This window comes from Psychrobacter sp. PL15 (assembly GCF_035984995.1).
Classification (GTDB): Bacteria; Pseudomonadota; Gammaproteobacteria; order Pseudomonadales; family Moraxellaceae; genus Psychrobacter.
Genome location: NZ_JAXCIB010000003.1, coordinates 304,000 through 315,422, shown reverse-complemented (window position 1 = coordinate 315,422; position 11,423 = coordinate 304,000). Strand labels below are relative to the sequence as shown.

Annotated in this window: 9 protein-coding genes and 1 pseudogene; 4 read left to right on the top strand and 6 right to left on the bottom strand. The window is 40.0% G+C overall.

Annotation, left to right across the window (positions count from 1 at the left end; translation table 11 throughout):
• The first annotated feature begins 1 nt into the window (after window position 1).
• A complete protein-coding gene (locus RCH20_RS04345; protein WP_327192723.1) occupies window positions 2–1,237 on the top strand; it encodes a hypothetical protein in 1,236 nt (411 codons plus the stop codon).
• Between the two features lie 117 nt (window positions 1,238–1,354).
• Here the strand turns inward: RCH20_RS04345 and RCH20_RS04340 are convergent, their stop codons facing one another.
• The 3 genes from RCH20_RS04340 to RCH20_RS04330 are packed head-to-tail and all read right to left on the bottom strand — an operon-like array spanning window position 1,355 to window position 4,202.
• Window positions 1,355–1,483, bottom strand: coding sequence for a hypothetical protein (locus tag RCH20_RS04340; RefSeq protein ID WP_327192722.1), 129 nt, complete (start codon window positions 1,481–1,483; stop codon window positions 1,355–1,357).
• A gap of 5 nt (window positions 1,484–1,488) precedes the next feature.
• Entirely contained in the window at window positions 1,489–3,216 is a 1,728-nt protein-coding gene (locus tag RCH20_RS04335; protein ID WP_327192721.1) for a hypothetical protein, read from the bottom strand.
• Entirely contained in the window at window positions 3,213–4,202 is a 990-nt protein-coding gene (locus tag RCH20_RS04330; RefSeq protein ID WP_327192720.1) for a YifB family Mg chelatase-like AAA ATPase, read from the bottom strand. The genes RCH20_RS04335 and RCH20_RS04330 overlap by 4 nt, the downstream gene beginning before the upstream one ends.
• Before the next feature lie 443 nt (window positions 4,203–4,645).
• On the opposite strand from RCH20_RS04330, the gene hemN reads away from it, so the two are divergent.
• Complete coding sequence (gene hemN / locus RCH20_RS04325; protein WP_442793098.1) at window positions 4,646–6,109, top strand: oxygen-independent coproporphyrinogen III oxidase; 1,464 nt, start codon at window positions 4,646–4,648, stop codon at window positions 6,107–6,109.
• 156 nt (window positions 6,110–6,265) lie between these two features.
• On the opposite strand, the gene RCH20_RS04320 is transcribed toward hemN, so the two are convergent.
• The 3 genes and pseudogenes from RCH20_RS04320 to RCH20_RS04310 all read right to left on the bottom strand — a co-directional run bounded on the left by RCH20_RS04320 (window position 6,266) and on the right by RCH20_RS04310 (window position 8,687).
• Window positions 6,266–7,126: an SPFH domain-containing protein gene (locus tag RCH20_RS04320; RefSeq protein ID WP_209958846.1), complete on the bottom strand. Its 861-nt coding sequence runs from the start codon at window positions 7,124–7,126 to the stop codon at window positions 6,266–6,268.
• Between the two features lie 313 nt (window positions 7,127–7,439).
• Window positions 7,440–7,895 (bottom strand): annotated as a pseudogene (locus RCH20_RS04315) (NfeD family protein); the annotation flags it as partial.
• Between the two features lie 255 nt (window positions 7,896–8,150).
• Window positions 8,151–8,687, bottom strand: a complete 537-nt coding sequence (locus tag RCH20_RS04310; protein WP_327192719.1) for a porin family protein — start codon at window positions 8,685–8,687, stop codon at window positions 8,151–8,153.
• A gap of 302 nt (window positions 8,688–8,989) precedes the next feature.
• Here RCH20_RS04310 and RCH20_RS04305 point away from each other — a divergent pair, with 302 nt between their 5' ends.
• Both RCH20_RS04305 and RCH20_RS04300 read left to right on the top strand, forming a co-directional pair.
• The gene (locus RCH20_RS04305; protein ID WP_442793097.1) at window positions 8,990–10,261 is read left to right on the top strand and encodes an 8-amino-7-oxononanoate synthase; all 1,272 of its coding nucleotides are present in this window, start codon (window positions 8,990–8,992) and stop codon (window positions 10,259–10,261) included.
• A gap of 160 nt (window positions 10,262–10,421) precedes the next feature.
• Window positions 10,422–11,297: a methyltransferase domain-containing protein gene (locus RCH20_RS04300; RefSeq protein ID WP_209956106.1), complete on the top strand. Its 876-nt coding sequence runs from the start codon at window positions 10,422–10,424 to the stop codon at window positions 11,295–11,297.
• Window positions 11,298–11,423 lie beyond the last annotated feature (126 nt).

Below are 11,423 nucleotides of genomic sequence, written 5' to 3'. Positions count from 1 at the left end.
CATGTACCACGAAAAACTTATAGAAAATATTATTGTAAAAATTTCTGAGTGTAAAGAAAAAATCCAGGTTATTAACGAAAGTGAATTTGAAAAATTAAAAGAAGCATATAACAGCAATGATTATTGCTTTAGTTACTCTATTTTAGATATGCAATATCACTTTTCGCCAGAGGCTTTAGAAAAATGGGGAGCTTTAGTTCAACAAATATCAAACCAAGTTTTCAGGGATCAGTTTTCTTTAAGCTATATCAACAAAGAACTTAGAAAATACTTTCATGAAAATTATGAAGATTTTAATTCTAAAAACCTAAATAAATTTTTATCTGAATCAAAAGAAAACGCCTCCGACCTACTGTTCTACATTCCTCTATATGGAATACAACTAAATAATAAAGAACTAAATATTGGAAATTTCTCATTAAAGACTATTGAAACAGTTAAAGAAGAAATATCTGAACTAGTGCCCGAATTGAATCTAGCAGTGATGCTAGATACGACTATAAGCCCAAATCAAGTATTGTTAGTTAATAACTATCAGACAGATAGCGAAAAAGCATTAGATATCACTCTAACCCAAACTAACCGGTTTATTGATATATTAAACTGGAAGTTTTCACAACTTCCACAGCCTACCTCTGATATGAAATATATTATTTCTTTGCAGTCACCTAAAAATATTAATCTAACGTATTTTTCTTTGAGAAATAAAGAATCTATTACCACCAGTCATAAAAATATTTTTTCTGTAGTCCCATTAGACTTAAATATAGATGCAGTAGAAAAATATATTTGTGATGATGAGTCATTATGGTTAGTTGAACTAATATCACAAGAAAAAATCAATGATTATTACGATGCAATTCTAAAATCCATTCATTGGTTTTCACAATTTTGGGTTGAACAGCAGAATGATAATAAATTACTTTATTTAGCTATATCTTTAGAAGCCTTACTTTCAGAAAAAGTTGCTACAAGTTCATCTATCTCGGATAGAGTCGCTTTTATTTTAGGTGAGGATCAAGTAAGTCGTTTAAGATTAAGAGATTTGTCTAAAAAGCTTTATGACCTAAGAAGTGATATTGCTCATGGAAATAAGACAAATGTTGTAGAAGAACAAAGCTTACATGAATTGGAAATAATTACTAGAAAGGTTATTGAGTATGCGCTGAGTAATAGAGGTACGTTTGACTCACTAAAAAATTTTAAAAAATCAATAGACGAGAAGAAGTATCAATAGATAAATGGCTTCGCTAACGATAAAGATAAGGACTCAAGGTTTTATAACGCCACTCTAACGACCAAACTTTATGTTCGGTCCACAACAGATTTCCCAAAAGGGACGGTGAGGCGTGTTTTACTTGGTAGCCCATTCACTGTCGCTAATATCGATATAACCTGATCCATAACCATCATCGTGATCTTCTATGACATACGAGCAAGCCGATACAGAGAATAGGACTACAATAATGGCTAAAGAACGCATTAATATTATTCCTTAGCACTAGGATTATTAAGCTTTTGAAGAGCGGTTCTAACCCAATTACTACTCTCAGAATCTGTGTGATTAAACTTAACTATTGAGCCATAAAGCATCTCCAGTTCTTCTTGATCCGTGAGTCTGCCGTTATTAGTAAATAGCTGCTCTAGTACATCATCTATCCCACAATCTGTAAAATAATCGTCATCATTTACTTTGACACAAATACCACTAGTATTTATCCACGTCGTCATACCACAATCAAAAATATAATAAATATTGCGGCTGACTACTAGTTTCAACACATATACTCCTATAACGTACGTGGGTCCATGATATCGATTTAATTGCTCTGCACTCTCTCCATACAAACGACCATTGCTATAACAGTTAATAACCATGTTATTGTACTGCGGATATTCAGAATTAACCCTCAAAGACTGGGCGTATCCCAGAAGCTTTTTAAATAAGGGGTTTTTATAATCTACTACACCTGAACTTATAAAAATCTTTAATATACCAACGGTATTATTAGTGCCAGACTTCTCGCCTATCGCGTAGGTTGAGGGCACAGGTTCTGTTAAAGGAATAACCTGCCCACTTTGTCTTTGAATAAATTGCTGAATAGTAATATTTTCAGCCCTGACTAATTCACGAATCTCGCCTATAGTATAAATATGTTGTAACACAACAGCGGTAGTGCTATTGCCTGCATTACTTTCAGCTTCTATAACTAATTTATTGGCATCAATTTTGTTAAATAAAGCTCTATAAGAGCGTGTGGCTGATTCAGAATAGCTTAAACCACCTTGTTTCTTTTCGTACTCATTGAACGCATAAGAAATCGCATCACCTCTAGGCATGGACATACCTGTTATCTCTGTGCAGAGCATGACGCCATCTTCTATATTAATACCTCTAAAGCCTATCTCTATTTGCTGTTCGTGATAAGGAACTACTTTCAAAGGCGCAGAGGGAAGCCTAGATTTTCTTGAGCGGTCGTGATTATTCTGACTCTTAATAAAAGCATCTAGAACTCTTTTGTTCAGTTGTTTGGTTACGGTTTTAGTGTGCTTATCATGCTTAAGGTGATGCAAAAATACCGCATCAGCGATAACGCATTTATCGGGAATAATTACAGTATTAGATATTTCGGGGTCAGGATGATTAAGATTTAAACCCTCCTCAATATCTACCCACAAATCAGTTAGCAAAACACGATTAACTTCTTTTGAGACACCGTAATGGGCCATATAGAAAAGTAGAGGGTGGATAATTACCTTGTAAGAACCTTGATTTATTACCAATAATGTATTCGTATCAGATTCCAAACCGACAACGGGGTAGCTATTAAGGTCAAATTCGTACGTTCCACCTTCTTTGCTGATGCCAAAATGGTTAGAGTAAGTAAGGTTATCTGATTTTTCATTAATCACAGTAAACGCATCATCAAAATCGAATTTTTGATGCGTTACTCCGTTTACCCAAATAGACCCTATTGTTAACCTATGGGCTAGCTCAATAGGTATGTGGACTTCAACTGTGTAGCCGGTGCTAAGGTTGAGGAATCTTACTTCAATTAGATTAACTGCATTCTGTTTATTAGAGCCTCTGAATATTCGGCCAAACCAAATTACGACGTATTCGTAGTTATTGAAGAACTTATCGGTATATTTGTGGATATCGATTTTATTAGGGTTATCGATACGCGCAAACCCATCAAAAAAATCTGGAGTCATAAAGCTTCTCCAGAGGTATAAAGTGAAACCCTAGGAGATAAATTATGTACTATATGACATCTATTATGAAAATATGACAAGTATTGTGGAAACTGACAGCCACCGCCAACTAGTGCGACGGCAGATATCGTGTGATGGACTTGTCGAAAAGGGCGCGTACCATAATCGTAATCACTGTCTGCGACCGAATAGGTGCTAGCAACTTCTAACGCATCTTCTGGGCTCAAATCCGGCAAGATAGTCGGTAGCCGTGATGCCATTAGCGTCTTACCAGAACCGGGCGGTCCAGTGAATAATAACGAATGCCCACCTGCCGCCGCAATTTCTAACGCTCGCCGTGCATGGTGCTGGCCCTTAACATCTGCTAAGTCTACCTGGTAAACGGCATTGGCTTGGATGCGGCTGAGGGGTACGACAGCCAAACGTGCATCCGTCGCCTTAGGATCTGCTAACGACTTTAGATGATCGCAGACTGCTTTTAGACTTTTTGCTGCTAAAACAGTCACTCCTTCAACTCGACTGGCCTCAGCACCATTATCTGTTGGCACAATCAATTGTCGCTGCGCTTGCAACTCTCCTAATGTCAGCGACTCTGCTTTCATCGCCCGCGCTATGGCTAAACTACCCGTCACTTGTCTCAGTTCACCATTCAGCGCTAACTCCCCGATAAACTCAAACGCTGACAACGCTTCTGGATCAAGCTGATCACTGGCGGCCAAAATACCAATCGCAATAGGTAGATCTAACCGCGCGCCATCTTTTGGCAAGTCAGCAGGTGCTAAATTGATAGTGAGGCGTCGATTAGGAAACTGAAAGCCGGAATTTAGAATAGCGGAGCGTACTCGATCTTTGCTCTCACGAACTGACGCTGCTGGCAAACCCACGATAGTCAGGGCCGGCAAACCTGATGATAGGTGGACCTCAATAATAACTGGCGGCGCGTGCAAACCAACGACCGAACGAGTGGACACCTGAGCAAACGACATGAGAACGTCCTAATATAGGGAATTATTAATGATAGAGCATCAGCTATCTGCACGCAAATCTCGTATCTTACTATTGGCGAGTTTATTAAACAGAAAAACGAACGACATCACATGTAAAAAACCCTCCTAAAGCCCTACTAATAAAAAGGATTTGTTATAATAATCATTATTTATTTAACCATCACTATCACAATAAAAGTTATAGTAAATGCATGGCTTTAATTTACTTAGCTATCGCTAATAAAATCTATCATTAGTACCGTTTAGCCAGACTACGAACAATTTTTGAATAATGATGCACTAACAACATGAAAAACAGTAATAAATAGGATCAAAACGAGGAAAGTCGCATGTCAGAAGACTCAGAGTATCAAAACACCCAGCAGCCACCTAGCAATGCAAACACGCAGCCTCACGAGCAGGCCACTACTGTGCGCCCCGTTGTGCAGCAGACTAGCCCTTATGCCAGCCTTCGCGGTGCTCAGGCTAGCAAACAACTGCCAACGTTCGATGAAGTAATTATTAATAAATACAATCGTTCAGGGCCACGCTATACCTCCTACCCGACTGCTTTAGAGCTCTCGCCAATAGCAGACGGACTAGAAGCAAAAATTCTACAAAACCACGAGACTCATACACCGTTGTCTCTATATTTTCATATTCCATTTTGCCGTCATCTTTGCTATTACTGTGCCTGTAATAAAATTATCACCAAAAAAAATAGTGACTCAGGGGACTACCTGCAGTATCTTATCGCTGAAATTAAGCACAAGCGTAGCTTATTGCCCACATTAAAGAACAATGAAAAACCGCTGGTTAAGCAGCTACATTTAGGTGGCGGTACACCGACATTTTTGCGTGATGAAGAGTTGGTACAGCTTTGGCAATTCTTACAAACTCAATTTGAATTTTTGCCAGAAGATGAAGGTGATTACTCTATTGAGATTGACCCGCGCGAGCTTGGTGACTCAACCTTACAAACTCTACGTGACTTAGGCTTTAATCGGATTAGCTTAGGTGTGCAGGATTTAGAAGAAGCGGTACAAGTCGCCGTGAATCGGGTACATTCAGCAGAAATGATTGCCACTATTTTAAATGAAGCCCGCGATTTAGGGTTTCATTCTATCAATATCGACTTGATTTATGGTTTGCCACATCAGACTCCGGCAACCTTGGATAAGACCGTACGACGTATTATTGAAATGTCACCAGATCGTTTATCAGTGTTTAACTACGCGCATTTGCCTGAGCGCTTTAAAGCTCAGCGTCAGATAAAAGATGCAGACCTACCGGACCCAGCAGCCAAGCTCAGTATGCTCGGTAATACCATCAACACCTTGACCGAATCTGGTTATCAATATATTGGTATTGATCACTTTGCTAAGCCTGATGATGAGCTGGCGGTAGCACAGCGTGAAGGTCATCTCCATCGTAATTTTCAGGGTTATACCATCATGGGCGACTGTGATTTATTAGGTTTTGGGGTGTCAGCAATCAGCCAAATCATTAATGCTAATAGCAGTTATATTCTACAGAACCCTACTGATTTACAGGTGTATCAAGATAATATTAACGCAGCGCACAACAATCCTACTATCATGCCGGCGGTCAAGGTTATCAAAACCTCGATCAAGGATCGCTTACGTGAGTATGTAATCATGAATTTATTGTGTCATGACTATATCGACTTTAAAGACGTCAATCAAAATTTTGGTATCGATGCGGTTACTTACTTTATTGATGAAATTCAACAGCTCGGTGAGATGCAAAAAGACAAGCTTATCGATATGGATATAGCGGGCATTCGGATTTTACCCAAGGGTCGTTTGCTAGCTCGTAATGTAGCCATGGTATTTGATGAATATATTGAGAAAAATCATAGCAACCGTTTTTCTAAAGTTATTTAACTTGATGCTATGAGTAATAGAAAAGTCATCGTCATTAAAAAGTAATATAAATACCAGTTTGTTGTTAATTTATAGACAAAAAAATAGTCAGCGCATGAGATGCTAACTGACTATTTTAGAGATTAACGAGCTAGGATGTAGTTAAATTAACATTTTCTATGCTTTTAACTTATCACCTACCATACCTTTAACCGTACTTAAGATATCAGCAGGGATGACCACCATTTTCGAGTTATCAGACTCAGCCAAATCTTTAATCGCTTTGATATATTGCTCACCAAGCAAGTAAATAATCGGCATATCTTCCTCTCCCACCGCACCAGTAATGAGTCGAATAGACTCTTCAGAACCTTTAGCGAGTACGACTTGAGCTTCAGCATCACGTCTTGATGCTTCTAAACGACCATCAGCTTCTAAGATAGCAGCTTGCTTTTGACCATCGGCACGAGTAACCGTTGCACGGCGCTGACGTTCAGCGGCTGCTTGCTCTTCCATCGCCATTTGCATGGTCGGAGAAGGGTTAATGTCTTGAATTTCTACCGTTTTTAACGTAATACCCCAGTCAGAAATATCTTCCGAGATGGCGTGTTTTAGCTTGGCTTTAATTTCATCGCGGCTAGACAAGGCATTATCCAAATCCATCTCACCAATGATTGAACGCAAAGAGGTCTGTACTAGATTACGAATACCATATTCATAGTCTTCGATACCATAAACCGCTTTATCAGGGCGAACAATATTAATGTAAGCGACCGCATTAGCGATTATTACTACGTTATCACGAGTAATCACTTCCTGAGAAGGAATATCAAGTACGATATCTTTGGTAGTTACTTTATAGGCAACGTTATCAACGAAAGGAATGATCAAGTTTAAGCCTGGTTCAAGCGTTTCGTTGTACTTCCCTAATCGCTGCACGATCCATTTATAGCCTTGTGGGACAATACGTACCCCTTTAAAGACTGTCAAGGCAATTAGGGCTACTAGTATCAGTATAACGATATTAACGCTGTTCATGATACTTAGGATGCTGTTCATGATGTTCTCCTCAATCATTGCTGTCTATGTATGCTGCGGCAATGTTGTGTTTGTTGTATATCTATCATTCTGAAGTGCTGTAAGTCTTGGTTATGCTGAACGAGAGTATATTGGCTTAATTGTCGGTAAACTTTTTCTCGAGGCGAGCTCTATCAAGACCTCCTTTATTCAAACTCAGTTTATTGTGCTTAATTTCATGATGATCAATATCATTAATTTTAAGTTTATTAATAACTGGACCATTAGCAGTAACCGGCGCTGCAATCTGTTTAATAGGTGTCGTTCGTTGAGTCGGCGCAACGATAAGCTCATTACCGATAATATCCGTTACTACCACTCGGTCGCCTACTTCAACCTCTTCGTCATGCGTGCGGCAGAACCATTCATCCGCTCCTACAATCGGTACACTAAAACGCACCCGTCCGAGCTTATCTAAATGCGGTTTGACCACGATCATTCCGGTCTCACCGATAATGATACTGCCACCCAATCCTGCCTTGGTACGGTCCACTGATAATGGTTTGATATATTTGAACCAGGCAAACATAAATATGACGGATAAAACTAGCCAAATAAGTACTTGCCACAGTATAGGAATAGGCAATAGCCATGACAATGCTGCGACAATCACAGCAGCCACGCCAAACCAAAGGGTAGCAAAGGTCAGAATAAACATCTCAACAATTAATAATAAGAATCCTAGTATCAGCCAATGCCATGGCTCAATAATCCACATAGTATCAATCATTGTCGTCTCCTTTTTCTTCACAAACCCAAGCTTTAATGTAGCATAATTTCACAGCGAATATTGACTTTTAGGTCAATATTACTCGTGTATCGCCAGTTTAGTTTGACCTACTGCGTATTAAATAATTTTGTAAAGTGTTCATACTCAAAAATACACGCAAAAAAAAACGACCACCTAAAGTGATCGTTTTTTGGTTTCTAAAATCTTATTTATTAAGTAATATGATTGCCTATAAGATAATCTATGCTAATAAACTTAGAATTTTAGATGGGCACCAATAGTCATTAGATCTAAGTCGCTACCTAACATGTCATATTCAGCTTCGACACTAAGATCAGAGTTAACTGCATAACCAAGGCCTACACCACCAGCCAGACTGGTATCGCTGTCTTTGAAGTTATTAAGACCAAAGTTGGTACTTTGCGCTTCTACTTCAGTTCTGGCAATACCTAACTTACCTTTGGCATATAGTGCGGTATTTGGGAAGGCATAGCGATAAGTACCATATGCGCCATAAGCTTTAGCATCGATGTCACCACCTCTGTAATCAGCGTCATCGGAACCGACATACTCAACTTCCATACCGAAGTTAGGGTCGAAGTTGTAACCAGCATAGACACCATAAGCAGTTGGGTCATCTGCATTATTAACATCTAAATCGAACTGACCGACTTTTACGCCAACATACGGTTGACCCGTATAGCCATTACCATAAGAGACGGCCGCTTGTGCACTGACACTCAATAAAGAACCAGCTGCTAGGGCGAGTAAAGTTTTTTGTAGAGTTTTCATCGTCATCTCCTTAAAATCAATTTTGACAAACAAGTTATTTATTTATACAGGCTGTTATAGCCATATCGCCTTGTTTGCTAACGATGTATACATAGTAACAAAGTATTTCTTACTCTCTGTCAGTGTTTGATGGTATGACAGTTAATTTTTGCAAGTGTTTGTCAGCACTCAAGTTACAAAGGCCTAGATATGAAATCTTTTGTTACAACCGCTAGATTTATGTAATAAATCTCTGTCTATTCAACGATATTTTAATAGTCATAATGTGTGAAAATGGAGAAAATATCGAAGGGCAACAAAAAATGGCCAATCCAATCACGACTCGTTTACAAGAAGCGCTTGATTCTCTCAAGGTCTCTCAGCAATACCGCCAATTACCTAACCTTGAGCATCAAGGCCCCTATATTATTGATAAGGGCAAGAAGCTGCTTAATGTTGCCAGTAATGATTATCTGGGCTTAGGTGGCGATAGTGAGTTGCAGGTAGAATTTCTGACACAGATACAACAGCCATCACTGCGACCAATGCCTAAAATGAGTGCCACTTCTTCGCGGCTACTGACGGGTAACGATGAGCAATTACAAGCACTTGAAGTTGAGTTACAGCAGTGGTATCAGGTAGCAGCAGACCCGTTACAGGATAAGTCTCTTTCAAGACCTCCTTCAAGACCCCCTTCAAAATCTGCTCTGGTAATCAACAGTGGCTATCATGCCAATATTGGTATCCTGCCAGCACTGACCGCTTTGCCCGTCAAAACGCTCATCTTAGCTGACAAATTGGTACATGCCAGTATCATCGATGGAATACGCCTCAGCCAAAGCAAGTTGTGTGCCTATCGGCGTTATCGACATAATGATTATCAACAGTTAGCACTTATGATTGAACGAGCTGACGTTACCGTTGAACGGATCATTATCGTAACAGAAAGCATCTTTAGTATGGATGGCGACCGCGCCGACTTACACAAATTAGTACAATTAAAAGCTGTAGATAGCCGCATTGAACTGTATGTAGATGAGGCACATGCCACTGGAGTCCTAGGCAATCAAGGCTTAGGGTTGGCAGAAGAAACGCAGACCCTAATAGATATCGATTATTTAGTGGGTACTTTTGGTAAAGCTTTTGCCTCAGTGGGGGCTTATATTCTTTGTGATGACGTGGTTAGACAATGGCTGATTAACCATATGCGTCCGCTTATATTTAGTACCGCGCTACCACCCATCAACCATGCTTGGACGCGCTTTATTTTGGCAAAAATGCCGCAGTTAAATAATCAGCGCCAGCACTTGGCAAGGTTATCATTACAGCTCAGTCAACATGTCAGACAAGCGGTCAATCAGCAACACGACGACGCCTCATTCATTCAACAAATGAGTTATAACTCACCTATCGTGCCTTATATATTAGGGGATAACGCCAGCACTATAGCCAAGGCTCAACAGCTACAAGATGCTGGGTTTTATGCCTTGCCCATTAGACCGCCCACTGTTCCTGCAAATACTGCACGCATCCGATTGGTGATGAACGCGGCGCTGACTGACGAGGACTGCCAGCGGCTGATAAAGCATTTATAATTAGCTATTCTGTGATTAGGTATTCTACGATTGGGTGTTCTACGATTGGGTATTCTACGATTGGGTGTTCTACAATTGAAAGCCTCAGTGTTTAAACGCCTTAGCATTTACATGACTTATGTTATTGACCCAACAAATTTATTTGGATAAAACACACTCTATGTCATATAAAAGCGCACAGTGCGGTCTTAGTGTCAGAAAGCAAACTATCGCTCATCATTTTGCTCGTGCTAACGATTATGAGCGGCATGCCGATGTTCAGCAGAAGGTTTGTCAGCTTTTATTAGCCAATATTGCCCACCATAATCAAGAAAGCGTGCTAGAGATTGGCGCAGGTACAGGACAGATGACCCGCCTACTAGCGGCCCACCTAAAGAGCACGCAATGGACCATTAACGAGCTATCTGCTCAGCAAACAGCGACCCTACAGTTACTATTACCAACAGCCAAGATAGCGATTGGCGATGCTGAAACTATGAATTTAGGTGGTACGTTGAATGATATGCACAGCTTAATTATTAGTGCTAATGCCGTGCAGTGGTTCGATGACCCTTTGAGGGTTATACAGCAATCATTTAGTCGCCTACAGTCTGGTGGACAGTTGCTATTTAATACGTTTACCCCGAATAACTTTTTGCAAATAAAAGCGCTAACAGGTCAGGGATTAACATATCCCTCTAACGAGGCATGGCAACTGGCATTGGACAACGCTGGTTTTGAAAATAGCCAATTATCCATCCAACGCTTTGATTTACAATTTTCCCGCCCTTACGATGTGCTTAAACACATGAAGCTCACCGGCGTTTCGACCAATCGAACTCAAGTACAGACACTGACACCAATGCAAGTTCATTCACCAAGCAGTATTTCAGCAAACAATACCTCAGAAAATACCAAGCCGTTCAGATGGACAAGGGCACGACTACAACAGTTTGAAGTGGACTATTGGCAGCAGTTTTCGGGACAAGATGAGAGTGGTCAGCCTTGCGTCAATTTGACCTATGAAGTGCTAATAATTAATGCGATTAAGGCATAGCTGCCCCACTTTAAGAAAGAGTCAGTATGGCTGGGAGATATTTTTGCAGGCTCGAAAAATGACGCGGTCACACAGCAAACGAGAAAAATGTCACCTGCCATGCGTAACCATATATCTTACCATTTC